The organism is Paenibacillus doosanensis, from assembly GCF_025060755.1.
Classification (GTDB): domain Bacteria; phylum Bacillota; class Bacilli; order Paenibacillales; family NBRC-103111; genus Paenibacillus_S; species Paenibacillus_S doosanensis.
In genome coordinates this window covers 1-15222 of record NZ_JANYUY010000055.1, presented here as the reverse complement: position 1 = coordinate 15222, position 15222 = coordinate 1, and the positions used below count along the sequence as shown (strand labels likewise).

The 15222-nt window shown below is 56.0% G+C and carries 14 protein-coding genes; 5 read left to right on the top strand and 9 right to left on the bottom strand.

What is annotated here, in order from left to right; translation table 11 throughout:
- The first annotated feature begins 49 nt into the window (after positions 1-49).
- From N0M98_RS27870 to N0M98_RS27860, 3 genes are all read left to right on the top strand, one after another.
- Positions 50-898 (top strand): hypothetical protein, encoded by an 849-nt coding sequence (locus N0M98_RS27870; protein ID WP_259619798.1) that lies wholly within the window; start codon positions 50-52, stop codon positions 896-898.
- An 11-nt stretch (positions 899-909) separates the two neighbouring features.
- Positions 910-3003: a hypothetical protein gene (locus N0M98_RS27865; RefSeq protein WP_259619797.1), complete on the top strand. Its 2094-nt coding sequence runs from the start codon at positions 910-912 to the stop codon at positions 3001-3003.
- A 90-nt stretch (positions 3004-3093) separates the two neighbouring features.
- Positions 3094-3444, top strand: a complete 351-nt coding sequence (locus tag N0M98_RS27860) for a hypothetical protein (protein ID WP_259619796.1) — start codon at positions 3094-3096, stop codon at positions 3442-3444.
- On the opposite strand, the gene N0M98_RS27855 is transcribed toward N0M98_RS27860, so the two are convergent.
- The 7 genes from N0M98_RS27855 to N0M98_RS27825 form a co-directional block, all read right to left on the bottom strand.
- Positions 3414-5102 (bottom strand): methyl-accepting chemotaxis protein, encoded by a 1689-nt coding sequence (locus N0M98_RS27855; protein ID WP_259619795.1) that lies wholly within the window; start codon positions 5100-5102, stop codon positions 3414-3416. The genes N0M98_RS27860 and N0M98_RS27855 overlap by 31 nt on opposite strands.
- A 185-nt stretch (positions 5103-5287) precedes the next feature.
- Entirely contained in the window at positions 5288-6091 is an 804-nt protein-coding gene (locus tag N0M98_RS27850) for a (2Fe-2S)-binding protein (RefSeq protein WP_249865811.1), read from the bottom strand.
- Positions 6092-6573: 482 nt separating this feature from the next.
- Positions 6574-7143 (bottom strand): peroxiredoxin, encoded by a 570-nt coding sequence (locus N0M98_RS27845; RefSeq protein ID WP_259619794.1) that lies wholly within the window; start codon positions 7141-7143, stop codon positions 6574-6576.
- Positions 7144-7239: 96 nt separating this feature from the next.
- Positions 7240-7482, bottom strand: a complete 243-nt coding sequence (locus N0M98_RS27840) for a glutaredoxin family protein (RefSeq protein ID WP_249865813.1) — start codon at positions 7480-7482, stop codon at positions 7240-7242.
- 60 nt (positions 7483-7542) lie between these two features.
- The gene (locus N0M98_RS27835; RefSeq protein WP_249865814.1) at positions 7543-8475 is read right to left on the bottom strand and encodes an NAD(P)/FAD-dependent oxidoreductase; all 933 of its coding nucleotides are present in this window, start codon (positions 8473-8475) and stop codon (positions 7543-7545) included.
- 214 nt (positions 8476-8689) lie between these two features.
- On the bottom strand, positions 8690-9436 hold the full coding sequence (locus N0M98_RS27830) for a winged helix-turn-helix transcriptional regulator (RefSeq protein WP_259619793.1): 747 nt from the start codon (positions 9434-9436) through the stop codon (positions 8690-8692).
- Positions 9415-9810 (bottom strand): Fur family transcriptional regulator, encoded by a 396-nt coding sequence (locus tag N0M98_RS27825; RefSeq protein ID WP_249865816.1) that lies wholly within the window; start codon positions 9808-9810, stop codon positions 9415-9417. Before N0M98_RS27825 ends, N0M98_RS27830 begins: the two co-directional genes overlap by 22 nt.
- Before the next feature lie 428 nt (positions 9811-10238).
- Between N0M98_RS27825 and N0M98_RS27820 the strand changes: the two genes are divergently transcribed.
- Entirely contained in the window at positions 10239-11441 is a 1203-nt protein-coding gene (locus N0M98_RS27820) for an MFS transporter (protein WP_259619792.1), read from the top strand.
- A 255-nt stretch (positions 11442-11696) separates the two neighbouring features.
- Here N0M98_RS27820 and N0M98_RS27815 read toward each other — a convergent pair whose 3' ends face one another.
- A complete protein-coding gene (locus N0M98_RS27815; RefSeq protein WP_259619791.1) occupies positions 11697-12581 on the bottom strand; it encodes a LysR family transcriptional regulator in 885 nt (294 codons plus the stop codon).
- A gap of 130 nt (positions 12582-12711) precedes the next feature.
- On the opposite strand from N0M98_RS27815, the gene N0M98_RS27810 reads away from it, so the two are divergent.
- Complete coding sequence (locus N0M98_RS27810; RefSeq protein ID WP_259619790.1) at positions 12712-13929, top strand: MFS transporter; 1218 nt, start codon at positions 12712-12714, stop codon at positions 13927-13929.
- 142 nt (positions 13930-14071) lie between these two features.
- Here the strand turns inward: N0M98_RS27810 and N0M98_RS27805 are convergent, their stop codons facing one another.
- Positions 14072-14425: a winged helix-turn-helix transcriptional regulator gene (locus tag N0M98_RS27805; protein ID WP_249865820.1), complete on the bottom strand. Its 354-nt coding sequence runs from the start codon at positions 14423-14425 to the stop codon at positions 14072-14074.
- Between the last annotated feature and the right edge of the window lie 797 nt (positions 14426-15222).

Below are 15222 nucleotides of genomic sequence, written 5' to 3'. Positions count from 1 at the left end.
AACCCGCCATGCTTTTGAACGTTTAAAACAGTGCAAAGGTTGCGGAAATGTGTCCGTTCTCTGGAGCGAAAATTGTCTGAAATGCGGAGCGGACGGAAAATTCCAGTCGTACCGGCAGATCGTCCGAACGATTCGCCTCCGCCATACAGCCAGAGATGCGATGATTGCCTTCTCGATCAGTCTTGCCGCTTTTTTCCTGGCGGAAACCCTCCTGCAGATGGTTATCTCGGTGCTGGCGGGCATCGTCCTCGTCGCCGGTTATCTTCTGCTGGCCAGACACTACGCTTCCGCCGTGGAAAACCGGCTGCTGCATCAGCTGCTGGCGACCGAGCATCAGGCGATCCGCGACGGCATGCTGCTCGATCTGGAGGATGCGGCCAGCGATCTGAAGGCGGATGATTTCAAGACCGCCTACGAGAAGCTGCGCGAGATCGGCTATCTGATCACAGGCAATCAGGTGAAGGTGCTGAAGCTGATGTGCCTGAGCCATTTTATCGTGCGCAGCGATATGGACCTCGAGCTGTCCACCCTGATTCCGTCCGGCTTCGAGCCGGATTTCATCCGCTATCTGCACGAGGTGAGCAAGGTCAGTCCGCAGCTCGTCGGGCGCGATGCGCTCGACTATGTGATGCGCCACCGTCAGGCGATCGAGGCTTTCCCGGGAGGTCCGGAGACGCTGGCGCTTACGGCAAGCGCCGCCCTGCGGGTCAAAGGCTATGTGCTGCAGTACCCCGGCCTGATCGCCGATTATTTGGACGCGCTGCCGCGAGACCGCCTGCTGCGCCTGTGCAAGCTGCTCCAAGGCAGCCGCGACCGGGTGCCCGAGCTGTACGACAAGGCGCAGGAGCAAGTGAAGCTGAAATACGATTTTGATCCCGAATTTCAAGGGTTATTGTAGGAGGGACGGTCATGTTCATATCGATGTACAGCCGTTCGAAGCATACCCGCAATCTGGCCGGGCTGCTGCTGGCCGTCATGCTCGCCGCCTCCGGCTACAAGAGCTATGCCGGCTGGTCGAAGGCCGATCTGTACGAGCAGGCGGCGAAAGCGCAGGCGGACGGGCATGAGCTCGAAGCGGAAGCCCTGTTCCAGCGGGCGAGAGCGAACACGGTCATCCGCTATAAAAACGAGGAGATCGACGCCGCTCTGAACACGCTTCGGCCGGTAACCGAGCTGAAGCGAACGCTCGGCTCCATCTCCGACCGGATGCATGCGGCGGCCAAGGTGAACGACGTGCCTACGCTGCTCCAAGCGTACGAGTCGTTCCAGCAGGTCCAAATGGAGTATGCTTCGCGCAGCGAAGCGGACCGGAATCGGCTTGCCGAGGCGGAAGCTTCCTATCGGGTGGAGGAAGGGCTTGCGCAATCGTTCGCCGACGTGAAGACGCAGCTGGAGCAGAGCCTGGAGAACGGCGCCGCCGACAAGTCGTTCGACAGCGGCAATGCGATGCAATATTTGCTGCAAATTCCCGCCGTCTATTACAAGGACGAGAAGACGAAGAAGCAGCAGTTGAACGAGTTGTTCAAAGCTTATGACCAGAAACGGATGGACGCGCTGTTCCAAACGAAGAGCTTTCCCGAGGTCGTGGACGAAACGCAGCGCCTCCGCAAATTTTATACGGCCGGCGGCGTTCAGGCCGAATGGCTGCTGCCCCAGTTCGAGACGTATGCGCAGAACGCGCTCGCTTCGCTGCTGAAGAAAAACGATTTAACCGCCTTTATATCCTATTCCAAAAAATACCAGGCAGCTAAAGAGCTTACGGACGGACGCCCCAAGCTGAGCAGCTATATTCAAGCTTCGATCAAAGCGCAGCTTACCCGGGCGCAACAGCTTGCCGCCGCGAAAAAATTCGCGGAAGCGATCGATTTGTATACGATATTAAACGCGTACCAGGATACGTCGAAGGAAGCCGCCGATACCGAGCAGCGCTGGCTTGAAGCCGATCCGGCGCAGCTCTTGCGCAAAGCGACCGGCGCGAAGGCGGACGCCGTCTTCACGAATGTGCAGAGCGCCAAAGGGGCATGGGGCGCGAAGCTCGCCGCCGTAGGGATTGCGGCAGACGGAGAGCTTGTCCTGGCGCGTCTGGCGGCCGATCAAAAGCTCGATTACGCTTCGGCCGCGCTCGGCAAACAGCTTGCCGTCCAAGCGCTGAAGCTGTCCGGCCCGCTCGGCGGCGGCGACCAGCAGCCGGCCATCGTCATCGAAGCCGCGTCGAAATCGCGTCAAGCCAGATACGTCGCTGTGACTTACGATCCTCGCTCGGCGGAGCTCAAGACCGTTCTCGACGTAGAAGCCGACGGTTTCGCTCCCGACCGCAGCCGCCCGGGCACGCTGATTGTCGATAATCCGGCCGGAGATGCTGCGGGACGGCAGGCCTATTACGAATTTCAAGGGGGACAGTACGTCTTCGCGAAGGTGAAATCCGATATCCTCGACATCGCGCTGTCCGAGCTGCCGAAGCAGAAGCCGGGAGCGGTCATCCGGTTTCAATGCCAGATTGCGTCCGTGGACGGCAATACCGCCGTCGTCAGGCTCGGCAACGACGTTGTGCTGCTGAGCGGCAATGTCCGGTTTCGGACGGGACCGGCCGTCGTAACGGGGACGCTTCTGGAGAAGAACGAAGCGGACGGGAAGGAAAGCCGGGAGCGGCCGCAAGGCGAGGCCGGCTCCATCCCCGGGACGAAGAACCCCGCGGCAAGCTCAAGCTCTGCTCCGAATAGAGAAGCCGAAGCAAGCGCGAAAGCAACAAAACAAGCGGATGTGCCCGGAAATGCCGATGGAAGCCCGGGCGCCGGTTCAAGAAACGGCGCAGGCTCGCTGCCGGACACCGCTCCGCGAGCCACCGGAGGCAGCGGAGCGACGGCGGGAGCAAACCAAGGCGGCGCCACGGGCGTCCCATCGTCGGCGGCGGCCCACACCTATAAAATCGCCGTGACCGAGCTGGCGCAGGACGACGGCGGAGGCTTCTCCGGCCGTTCCGCCAACCGCCCGGCACAGCCCTGATTCGGCCTGCCGGAATCATACGTTTACAACCTTCCGGAATCCCGTTATAATATAACTCCTTTACCGGTAATTGGAATTCGAGGCGATCCTATGTATAAGCAATGCCCTGCAGTTCAACAAACGTTTCATCATACCGAGGTGTGGGGGCCGCTATACCGGATGCGCGCGCGTGCCGACGATTGCGAAGCCGCCTTATTCCGGAGCGCTCCCGTACGAAGATTGAAGCATCTGCATCATTTCGGCGCAGGTGCTTTATTTTGCCCGGTTACCCATTCGCGCTACGAGCATACGGTCGGCGTCTGGGCGCTTGTGCGGCATTTTTTCCCCGAGCACCGGGAATTGCGGGCCGCGGCGATCGTCCACGATGGTGCAAGGCACAGGAACGATTGCTGTCGGAGATCAAGTGAAGCTTACACCTTAAACCGGGCGATCGACTGCTGAAGCTGGGACGCAAGCTCGGTCAGATGGCGTATCGAGCCCGTTACATGCCCCATCGAAGCCAGCTGATCCTTCGTCGAAGTAAGAATATGCTGCGTACCGCCCGCATTCGCTGCCGCTACTTCGGCGATGGCGTGAACCGCCTGCGAGACATGGGCCGTCTCCCTTTCCATCCTGCCGGAAGCTTCGGTGACTTCCGACATTTCCCTGTCGATTTCCCCGATCGACTCGACAATAAAGCCGAACGCCGCGCCCGCATGATTCACATCCTGCAGCCCTGCATCGGTGACGCTGCGGCTCTCGGCCATAAGCAGCGCCGCGCTATGTGTCTTCTCGCGGATATCGGCGATCATCTCCACGATCGTTGCGGCCGAATGAGCGGATTGGGACGCAAGGCTGCGCACTTCCCCGGCTACGACGGCGAAGCCCCTTCCGTGCTCTCCCGCGCGGGCGGACTCGATGCCCGCATTCAATGCCAGCAGATTGGTTCTGCGCGCAATATCGGTTATAAGCTGAATCGACCTCTCAATAGCCATCGACCTCTCCTGTAACCCTGCGATGACTTCGTTCATCAAATTCATCGTATCGTGCACCGATGCCATCTGCTTCATCGCCGTCCTGATCGTATCGTCCCCCTGCAGAGCCGCTTCCTTCGCATGACCGACGATCACGGACACATGACGGGATTTATCCGAAATCTGCCCCGCCTGATGCGACATGACATCGATGACGCGCATGCTTTCTTCCACGCTGGCGTGCTGCTTCACAGACCCGGAGGCTACCTCCTGCACGGTAGCGGCGATTTTCTCCGAGGCTTCTCCGGTCTCAGCGGCGCTGGAATGGAGCCCGGCGGCATGGGAGGCGAATTGCTCGGCATGGCTTCCGACCTGCCGAATCAGCTCCCGCAGTTTATTCACCATCCCGTTGAACGAGGCGGCAAGCTCTCCGAATTCGCCTCCGGAGCGGATGACGATCTGTCCGGTCAAATCTCCCTCTCCTTCGGCGATGTCTTTCAGTTGACGGCTGACCAAAGCTAGCGGACGCGATATGCGGGCAGCCAAAATGATCCCGAACGTCAGAGCGATGAGGATCGCCGCGGCGCTGGCGGCGACGATCATCCGGCGCGTCGATTCCACAAGCCCGGCGTTCGTCCGATAAGCCTCGTTCATCAGCTGCTCTTGACGGTCGACGACCGTTTTCGACACATTCTTGATCTCGGAGCCGGTCGGCAGCACCTCGGCCCCGATCAGTCTCCTGGCTTCCTGCGGATCTGTCTTCAGCAGCTTCACCACTTGATCCGCTTGCGCCTGCAATTTCTTGTTCAGCTCGGCGATTTCATTCGCCGATGCCCGTCCGTCCTCCGACAAGTTCCCCGACACTCGGCCGACCAGATCGTTCAAATCGGCGTTCGTCGATTGAAATCCCAGCAAATATTGGCTGTCGTTCACAACGAAATACGCGTTAAGAAAGTTCATCTGCTGGGCGGCGTCGAATTGGATCACATGAGCGTCAAAAGCGGCGCGGGCCTGCACCTCGACGAGGGCGGAATACGAATCGTTAACCGTCTGCAAATAGCGGTATGACATTCCTCCGATCACGGCAAGCAGCAAAGGCGCGATCAAAAAACCGATAATAATTTGTTTGCCAATGGACAATTTCATTGAAGCCCTCCAGTTACAAAAATGCATATGTTGACACGATTCGTCGCTTTCTCCCCTCATCTTACAATACGCCCTGTTAAAATGGTGTTAAGAATGAAAACAGCCCTTCCGAGCTTTTCGCTCGAAAGGGCTGCAACGGCTTGTCTCCGCTCGCCTTTAAATCCGTATTTTTCCAAAAATGAACCTTACCGCACCGCTTCCGCTTTGATCTTGTCGATCTTCTCCTGACGTTCCCGCTCCGACAAGCGAGGACAGGTGAAGCAATAACCGTGGCCGGTATCCGTTTTGTAAGCAAGGCAGCATACCGCCTTGATCCTCATCTGCTCGCCGGGCTTGCGCGGATTCTCCATCATCCGGAAGCGGATGTCGAACGGATTCTTGGGCCGGCCGAATACGGCCGGATCGAGTCCGCGCAGCAGCTGATCCAGATCATGGTTCAATCTCTCGCGCTGCTCCTCCGTCTCCGCCTCCTCCAGCCAGCGGTCCTTGACATAATGCAGCCGGGTGCCGATCACGCCCCACAGCTGTCCGGCGTTCAGACCGACGACGCCTGCTATGCTCTCCAGCAGCGGCCGAATCTGCCGACCGTAGAAGGCTTCCATCGCCTCGACCGCCTGAGAACTGCGGTGAGCGGCAGCGTCGGGCAGCGACTCGCTCTCCCATTGTCTGACGCGAAACTCCATGCCTGCCCGCTGCTCCTTCACATAAAGCTGCAGCTCCACGTTGTCGAGCGACAAATCCGGCTTCGCATTATCATGCCATAGCGAATATTGAAACGCCGCGCAGACCGCTCCGAACCAGCTGGCAAAATACGTGCCCGCGACATCCGGCTCCAGCGCTTTGATCAGCGGCGCATAAGCCCGTATGAACGATTCGGCGCCCTCTGCGCCTGCAAGAGAAGACAACGACGCCCCGAACACCGTATCCGTCCTATCCTCCAAAGTTACCCCGAACTGCCCGGCATAATATGCTGCGTCAAATTGCGGCAACGCAATCCCTCCTTGCATCTTTTTATTTTTCCGTATTCATTGTTGTATGAAGTATGATCAGGCTCCCCCAAGCAGGCCGGCCTAATCCAATCTTATGCTCGAAGGATTCTGTGTTTGATAACGAAAATCATTATCATTATAGAGACTGCCTTACCGCTTGTCAAACATTGCGGCTCCCGTTTAAAAGTGCGGTGATTTCGTCGCGCCCTGCGGTCGATAGAGGTTTCCACTCGCTCTTGTTCACCGGGCTTTTAAAAGGGTGGTGAAAAAGTCCGCTGCGGCGTCCATTTGATCCTCCAATCGCTGTTAAAAACGGATTCTTTGGATTGTTTTTTCGTTTTTCTGTGGAGAGAATCCGTTTTCAAAGGCGAACGCTTACGCTTTTCCAGATTCAAATGGCCCCTCCGCTCTTTTTTCACCAGGCTTTTAAATAAACTACAAAAAAGACCCGTTTTCACAGGCCTTCCTGACAATCGCTATGATTAACCCAGCGTCTTTTCGCCGGGTTTCCAATTCGCCGGGCACATGCCTCCGGACTGCAGCGCCTCCAATATGCGGAGCGTCTCCTCTACGCTGCGGCCGACATTCATATCGGTTACGACCTGGTAGCGCAGAACGCCTTCGGGATCGATGATGAACAGACCGCGGTGCGCCGCGCCGGTAGCCTCGTCCAGCACGCCGTAAGCGCGGGCCGTTTCCTTCTTGAAGTCCGATGCCATCGGGTAGCGGATCGGTCCGATTCCCTGCTGGTCGCGGGGCGTGTTAATCCAAGCCCGGTGCGTATAGATGCTGTCGACGGAAATCCCGATCACATCGCAATCGAGCTCCTGGAACTTATCGTAATGGTCGCTAAAGGCGATAATTTCGGTCGGGCATACGTAAGTGAAGTCGAACGGCCAGAAGAACACCATAAGCCAGCGCCCCCGGTAGTTCTCCAGCGCTACATGCTCTTCCAGCGTCTCCAGATTGATCGTGGAAGGCAGGTTAAAGGAAGGGGCCTGCAATCCGATTTTTATCGTTTCCGCCGCTGCTCCTGCTGTTGTTGTCGTCATAGTCAATTCCTCCTGTAAGATGGGTTTATGTTTTCAATCGATTTGACAAATAGTGCGTCTGTGGCGCCCGATCCATGGATGCGCGGACGCCGCGTCTTACTGCGCCAATGCTTTTTTGATACGAGTCGGGTTTAAGCCCAATATTCTCGTGTCGCCGATCACGGTCACCGGAATCGAGCTCATGCCCATAGCTTGAAGCTCCTCGCGGTAAGCGTCGTTATGATCGATGTTGCGTTCTTCGAAAGCAATATTCTGATCGGTCAAATAGGTTTTCAACTGTTTGCAATAGGTGCAAGTCGTGCTGGAATAGACGATAACCGGCGTTGTAGCTGTTGACATCAAATAGCCTCCTCGAAAAAATTCGTTTTATTTTCGGCGCAAGCCGTTCGGCCTGACGCGTCATTTGTACTGCGGAATAACCTGCTCCCGGCGATGAATGAACTTGTCCGCCGCCATCGCGGCGATCGCACCGTCCGCTGCGGCGACGATAGCTTGCTTCACAGGAGAGCGGCGCACTTCACCGGCTCCGAATACCCCCGGTACCGGCGATTGCATGTACTCGTCGAGTATCATATAGCCGCTCTCGTCGAGCGGTACTTGGCCTTCCAGGAAGTCCGTCCCCGGCTTGCTGCCGGACAAAAATACGAACACGCCTTCCACCGGAAGCGTCTGCTCCGCGCCGGAAGCCATTTTTACCCGCAGCCCTTCGACGCGTTCTTCTCCGGCCACTTCCTGCGGCCTTGCCTTAAAATAGTACTGAGTACGGCTCAGCTCCGGCAGCGCTTCGACTCCCTGCAGCTCGCCGCGCGGGATGATGAAATGGACTTTGGCGGCTAGCTTGTCCAGCGCCATCACTTCGTCCAGCGCTTCCTCCGAGTCGCCGACGACGGCGATCTCTTTGCCTTCGAAGAAGGCTCCGTCGCATGTGGCGCAAGTGCTCACCCCTCGTCCGAGCAGCTTCTCCTCGCCCGGCAGCATCCGGTTGCGCCCTTTGGAGCCGGTGGCGATAATGACCGCCTTGGCCTCGTAGATCCCTTCGGCGGTAAATACGTATTTCGTCGGCCCGTCCAAATCGACCGCCGTAATCGTCGTCTGCTTGAACTTCGCTCCGAAGCCTGCCGCTTGATCGCGGATGCGGTCGAGCAGCTCCTTACCGCTCAAAGCTTCGGCAATCCCGGGGTAGTTGGCGATTTTGTGAGTGAGGGCGAGCGCCCCGGTGTTCGGAGCTTTGTCCAGCACCAGCGTATTCAAGCGGCTTCGGGCCGTATATACGGCTGCCGTCGCTCCTGCAGGGCCTCCGCCTATAATGATGACATCATACATATCGTACATTGGATACCTCCCTCGATATGAATCCGTATTTAAACTTGAACTTAAACTAAATCTAAATTGTTGATATATGAATAGTATCATGATTGTCATGACGGAGCATGAAGATTTGATGAAGGGTGCGTGAAGGTTTGATGAAGCTATCATGAAGATTTCATGAGGATTAAGAAAAACCGCCCTTCCGGACGGTCCTCATTGCTTTCATGATTCACAACTATTAATCGGCAAGCCGGTAGCCTACTCCGCGAACCGTTTCAATATAGGTCGGCGACTTCGGATTGTCCTTCAGCTTTTGACGCAAGCTCTTGACATGAACATCCACCGTATTGCTGCCCCCGAAATATTGATCCCCCCATACCCGGTCCATCAGCTCCTGCCGTGACAATACCGCTCCGCCGGTATCGAGCAGCGCCTTAAGCAGATCGAACTCCGTCTTCGTCAGATCGATCCGGGCTTGGCCCAGGTAGACGGCCATTTTTTTGAAATCGACGACAAGCTCCTTGCGCTGCACCTGATCCGAACGCTCCTCGGGCGTGTGGCCCGGCTGCAGCAGCAGCTCTTCAATTCGGGACAGCACGGAGCCCGCGGCTTCGGCCGACCACTGCATCGTGTCGTCAAAGGAGGATACGACGGCCGGATCTTGATCCTGCCGTTCCCCCCGAACCAGCAGCACGGCCGGCGCCTTAATCGCGGAAGGCCGAGGCTTCGACTGTATCGTTTCATGGGTTCCGTCCATAATCAACAGATCGACGGCCAGCGCCGAGAGCGCCTGCTCATCCAAATGGTGAAATACAAGCACATCGTAGCATTTAGCCGTCAGTTCGCGAACCAGCTCATGGAGCCCACGGGGAAAGGCGCTTATAATGACAATCGTGTTCGTCGTCGAACAATAAGCTCCGAGAGCCGGGTCCATAGCCGGAGCCGTAACGGGCTCCAGTTCGTTTATTTGCCGCTGCTGCTGCATTCAGGGCACACTCCCTTCAACAAAATATGTTCCTCCTCCACCACATATCCCGTTTCTTCGGCTACGGCACGCGCCCATTCCGCAGGAACGTGCGTGAACACTTCGTCCACTTTTCCGCAAACACGGCAAACGATGTGCTGATGTTCTTCCGTTCTCGCGTCATACCGGCTTGCGTCTCCGTCCAGCTTCAATTCCCTGATCAGTCCTTCCTCCGTCAAATAACGTAAGGAATTATACGTCGTTGCATAGGCGAACTGCTGGCCGCGTTTGGAGAGCCGTTCAATAATTTCCGCAGCCGTAGGATGATCGTGAGACTCCATAATCACCTCGTAGATCGCTTTGCGCTGGGGCGTCAGCTGTCCTTTTCTGCTCATGATCAAACCTCCGTTCCTCAGCTTTATATTTAGATTAATTCTAATATTATACTTAGTCTAAGTCAATACATTCCTTGCGATTTCATCAAAAAAAAGGCCAGTACAGGGAAAAGCTTCCCGTTTCCTGGTCTCTGATCCGGATTACCTATATGTAGCGAGTGAAAAATAAACCGCCGGACATCGGGAGCGTCGTCCCGGCCGCTGAACGATGCCGAATTCGCTTCGCATCTTCTGCCCGATATAGCTTGACAACGGCGGGCTCGCCGCTAACCTCGTCTTTATCATCCCCATAACTGCCGCGTTCATACAAAAGCACGTAAAGCATGTCCCTATTCCAACTAAACTCATAGGGAATGAATTGACACTTTTAGTTATCATGCGTATAATTGTCTAGACAACTAATTAACAGAAAGAAGCGATGTTTCAAGATGCAGCAGCAAGAACAGGCTCTTTGGAGCCGCAACTTCATAACGATTTGCGTTTGCAGTTTTTTTATTTTCATGACGTTTTATATACTGGCCGTCACGCTTCCCGCCTTTGTGCTGGATGATTTGCACGGGTCCAAGCAGCAGATCGGTCTTGTTACGACCGTTTTTATTATTGCCGCCGTTATTTTCCGCCCGCTCACCGGCAAATGGCTCGATGAAGTGAACCGGAAGAAACTGATCCTCGTCTCTCTCGCTATTTTTGCCGTATGCACCGTTTTGCATTTGTTCGTGAGCTCTTTTTATCTCCTGCTTGTACTTAGATTCGTTCACGGCATCGGCTTCGGCATCGCCGCGACCGCTACGTCGGCCGTCGTGATCCATATTATCCCGAACCACCGCAAAGGGGAAGGCATCGGGTATTTCAGTCTGTTCATGAGTCTGGCGATGGTCATCGGCCCGTTCCTGGGGCTCATGATAACGTCCCATTTTACATTCAACGTTCTGTTCGGCGTGTGCTTTATCCTCTCGGCGCTGGCTTTGCTGTGCGCCCTGATCACCCGTATTCCGGAGAAGGAAGGCGGTCTGACCGCGCCCGCATCCTCCGCTTCCTCGTGGGACTGGAGAAAATTGATCGAGCCCAAAGCGATCCCGATTTCGCTGGCCGGCAGCGTGCTGGCGTTTTCGTACGGGGCGATATCGACCTTCATCTCCGTCTATGCCAAATCGCTCGGGCTGGAGCAGGTGGCCAGCTACTTCTTTATGGTGTTCGCCGCGGTCATCCTGCTGTCCCGGCCGTTCACCGGACGGCTGTTCGACCGGATGGGAGAGCATGTGCTCGTCTATCCGGGAATCGTCCTGTTCGTCATCGGCATGATCTGGCTCAGCCAGGCGCATACGGCAGGGGTGTTCCTCCTGACCGGCGGCATTATCGGGCTCGGCTACGGCGCGCTGCTGCCGAGCTTCCAGGCGATCGCCGTCAAATCGTCGCCGAGCCACCGCAGCGGACTGGCAACCGGTACGTACTTCGTGTTCTTCGACTCCGGCTACGGACTCGGCTCTTACCTTCTTGGGCTTATCGCCGCGAAAACGAGCTATCATACGATGTATTTGATCGGCGGCATCGTCGTCGCCTTTACCGTTATTTTGTACTACGGCCTGCATCATAAAAAGAAGCCCCGGGCCGCGGAAGCTCAGAGCGCATAAGCGATAAGTCGCCTAAAACGTCAAGGCTGCCGCTGTATATTCCTTGCAGGAATTGCAGCGCAGCCTTGTTTGCCGTTGAACTGCCAGAGGGTGGTAAAAACCCCGGCTGCACAGGCGAAAGCATTATCCGGTCGCTGTTGTTCCCGGATTTCTTGAATAGTCAAGCCCGTAGAACGGGTGAAATCCGGGAACAAAGGCGATCGCTTCGCTTCTCCAGATTGTTCTGGCTGCTTTGTCCGCTTTTTCACCGTTATTTTAATGGGAGGAGGCGAATTCCTCCATGATAAACGAGCGAAACAGCTCGGCTGCCGGCGACAAGGTCCGATCCTTCATCCAGGCCAGGCCGATTTCTCTGCGGCACTGCGGCTGCGAGACGCGAAGACGCCTGATTTTGCCCGGATCGATCCCGGAAAAGGAAGGAATCAGCGCGACGCCGAGGCCCGACGAGACCAGACCCGCCACCGTGGCGACATCGTCTCCTTCGAAACGGATGCTGGGCTCAAACCCGGATTGCGCGCAAAACCGGTCGGTCAACGTGCGCATCCCGTAGCCTCTTTTGAAGCCAATGAACGGTTCGTCCGCCAGCTCGGCCAAAGCGACGGCCTTGGCTTCCGCAAGCCGGTGAGCGGCCGGAACGTAGACGAACAGCTCCTCTTCGATTAGCTTATGCCATGCGATGCCCTTCATCGAATCGAGCGGCCCCACGATGCACAGATCGACCTCGCTCTGCACCAGCTGCTCGATGATGCTGGTCGTCGGGTTCTGATACAGCGCAAACTCCACCTGGGGATAGCGGCGGTTGAAGCTGCTGATCACTTCGGGCAGCACACTCAAGCCGAACGTCATCAAAAAAGCGAGCGATACCGTTCCCGTGTAAGGGTCTTTCATCTGCCTAAGCTCGTCGGCTCCGTCCTGAATCTCCTGCAAAGCCCGGTCGACCCGGCGCAAAAACAGCTTGCCGTACCGATTTAGCTGCACCGAGCGGCCGATGCGGTCGAACAAAGCGACGCCGAGCTCTTCTTCGAGCTTCGTAATCGAACGGCTGAGCGCAGGCTGCGAAATGGCGAGCTGCTCCGCCGCTTTCGTGAAATGCTCGGTCTTGGCGACGGCCCGGAAATATTCCAACTGCTGCCACTCCATCCCTCGTTGCCTCCATTCGATTAATAACTGTAATGCATCATTTATATGACAATAATAAATTGAACGTTATGAGTTGGCAAGGAGTAGACTAAATTACAGCATTCATACTTCACTGCAAGGGGCGTTACTTATGCCATACATTGAAATCGGAACCTCCGATTACCGGAGGACACTCGTGAGCATGCTGCTCGGCAGCCTGGTCACCTTTGCTATTTTATACAGTCCGCAGACGCTGATCGGCGCTTTTGCGGAGCAATTCCAAGTTTCGCCGTCGACGGCAAGCTTCGTGATCTCCTTCTCCACGATGACGCTGGCCGTCAGCATGCTGTTCATCTCGGTCTTCTCGAACGCCTGGGGCCGCAAAGGCATCATGAGCGCATCGCTGTTCATTACGTCGGTGTTGGCCGTCGCTTCGTCGTTCAGCACCGACTTTCATCTGCTCTTAACCTTCCGTCTGCTTGAAGGAGTCAGCCTCGCCGGTTTTCCCGCGATCGCCATGACCTATCTTAACGAAGAAATCGCCCCGGACAGTATCGGCCGCGTTATGGGCGTCTATGTGGGAGGCACCGCGGTCGGCGGTTTTGCCGGACGGGTCATCGTCAGCGCCTTGACGGACTTGTTCTCATGGCATACGGCGCTGCTCGCTCTAGGTATATTCAGTTTCCTGTGCAGCATTTGTTTTTGGCTGTATTTGCCGAAGTCGCGCCATTTTGAACCGGTCGGCATCTCCTTCGGCCACTGGCTCGGCGGCTTTAAGAGCGGCTTCTCGAACGTCAAGCTGCTCAGCTTGTACGGGATCGGTTTCCTGCTGCTCGGAGCCTACGTAACGCTGTTTAACTATATCGGCTACCCGCTGTCCAAGTCGCCGTTCAATTTGAGCCAAACCGTGATCGGCTTTCTGTTTGTTTTTCAGTTGGTCGGCTCCTGGAGCTCGTTTCTGTTCGGCAAGCTGGCCGACCGGCATTCCCGCGCGCGTCTGATCGGCCTCGGCATCGCGATGTCAATGGCCGGTGCACTGCTGACGGTGTACGGCCATGCGGCGCTGATGATCGTCGGAATCATCCTGTTCGCCTTCGGCTTCTTCGCCGGACATACGGTCGCCAGCGGATGGATCGGCAAGTTCGCTCCGGCCCGTCACAAAGCCTACGCTTCTTCGCTGTATTTGCTGTTCTACTATACGGGCTCCAGCCTCGTCGGCTGGTCCGGCGGCCTGTTCCTCTCCTCCTTCGGATGGCCCGGCGTCATCGGCCTGATCTGCTTCCTGCTCCTGCTGACAGCGCTGTTGATCGTGCCCCTAACCCGGGAGGCGCCGGCTCCGTCTCTTCATCAAGCCGGGGCGCCGAAATAACCGTTCCGCCGCAGCACCAGCGGCACCTCGCAAACAAAAGCGCAGCCCGACAGCCGCTGATAGGCTCGTGGACTGCGCTTGTTTTTTCATACTCACACGTTTATTCCACGCTGGAGAGGAGCGGTTGCCGCTTCCCGACAGCTTATTTCCATACGACTTTTTCCCCGTAATCTTTGCCCCAGTCGTACATCATGCGCAGAATAGGCATCAGGCTCTGGCCGTACTCGGTCAGGGAATATTCTACCCGCGGCGGGACTTCGGCATACACCTTGCGGTTTACCAGCAAATCCTCCTCCAGCTCGCGCAGCTGGTTCGTCAGCATCTTTTGTGTAATCGAGGGAATCAGCTTCTTCAGCTCGCTGAACCGTTTCGTCCCTTCCAGCCCGAGATGCCATAATATAATCAGCTTCCATTTGCCGCCGATCACGGCGAGCGTCAATTCCTTCTCGCAGTTGATTTCCTTCAGATTGATCCGTTCCTTCAGTTCGCTTGCCATGATTCATCCCGCCTTTTAAGAAATATAGTTAAAAACGCCGACTGCACATGCGAAAGCATCTTCCGATGTCTTGAAATCCGGGGACAAAGGCGAACGCTGACGCTTTTCAAGATTCAAGCGGCCCTCCGCTCTTTTCTCCATGCTTTTAAAAGTGTGTTCACAGCATTTTAAATCATTCAAGGAACACGAATGACTTTAACGGCGTTCGGAATCCGATATCCTATTCCCTCTTCATGCTCCAACGTACCCGTTTAGACAATGGCTTGGCGTTTTCAAGCAATTCCCCAACCATCTTTCTCCGAAACGGTAGGCGCCCGAACGGTCAGAAAGGAAGAAAGCTGCAGGAGGTGCAGCCTCCGAATAGTTACTAACTTTAACGGACACCAGGGAGCTAAAGTCGTCGCAAACAGACGTTTTTGAAACGTAACGGTCATCATCGCGCTTACATTACTCCGAATTGCTTTTTGAGGAAAATTTGTCAACAAATAACTGCATCTGCGTCCGTTAGAAATCCGAAATGGCCGATAGGGTTTATATAACGGCCGCTGTGTCCGTCCCTCGTAATTAGGGGATAATCTCACGAATGCTCACTCATTCGCAGGATTTCTATTGTATTGGATGTCGGTGAAGTTTGGAATGTAGGGATTCTGGCCCATCTCATTGGCTAATAGGCATGCAGGAACAGAGGCAGCGTTCATAACGCTTCCAGTTTTACCCTATTGTGCACTACTCCACTTTGCCTCTGGAGGTTCACCCTCCCATGACTCAACGGGTCTTCGCCCTTACATTCCTTCGTT

What these genes read in the sequence shown, in the direction of transcription:
- N0M98_RS27840 (WP_249865813.1), bottom strand. Translation starts at nt 7,482, where the DNA reads ATGTCAACAGCTACAACGCCGGTTATCGTCTATTCCAGCACGACTTGC.
- N0M98_RS27855 (WP_259619795.1), bottom strand. Translation starts at nt 5,102, where the DNA reads ATGAAATTGTCCATTGGCAAACAAATTATTATCGGTTTTTTGATCGCG.
- N0M98_RS27860 (WP_259619796.1), top strand. Translation starts at nt 3,094, where the DNA reads ATGTATAAGCAATGCCCTGCAGTTCAACAAACGTTTCATCATACCGAG.
- N0M98_RS27825 (WP_249865816.1), bottom strand. Translation starts at nt 9,810, where the DNA reads ATGAGCAGAAAAGGACAGCTGACGCCCCAGCGCAAAGCGATCTACGAG.
- N0M98_RS27805 (WP_249865820.1), bottom strand. Translation starts at nt 14,425, where the DNA reads ATGGCAAGCGAACTGAAGGAACGGATCAATCTGAAGGAAATCAACTGC.
- N0M98_RS27835 (WP_249865814.1), bottom strand. Translation starts at nt 8,475, where the DNA reads ATGTACGATATGTATGATGTCATCATTATAGGCGGAGGCCCTGCAGGA.
- N0M98_RS27820 (WP_259619792.1), top strand. Translation starts at nt 10,239, where the DNA reads ATGCAGCAGCAAGAACAGGCTCTTTGGAGCCGCAACTTCATAACGATT.
- N0M98_RS27810 (WP_259619790.1), top strand. Translation starts at nt 12,712, where the DNA reads ATGCCATACATTGAAATCGGAACCTCCGATTACCGGAGGACACTCGTG.
- N0M98_RS27815 (WP_259619791.1), bottom strand. Translation starts at nt 12,581, where the DNA reads ATGGAGTGGCAGCAGTTGGAATATTTCCGGGCCGTCGCCAAGACCGAG.
- N0M98_RS27845 (WP_259619794.1), bottom strand. Translation starts at nt 7,143, where the DNA reads ATGACGACAACAACAGCAGGAGCAGCGGCGGAAACGATAAAAATCGGA.
- N0M98_RS27865 (WP_259619797.1), top strand. Translation starts at nt 910, where the DNA reads ATGTTCATATCGATGTACAGCCGTTCGAAGCATACCCGCAATCTGGCC.
- N0M98_RS27830 (WP_259619793.1), bottom strand. Translation starts at nt 9,436, where the DNA reads ATGCAGCAGCAGCGGCAAATAAACGAACTGGAGCCCGTTACGGCTCCG.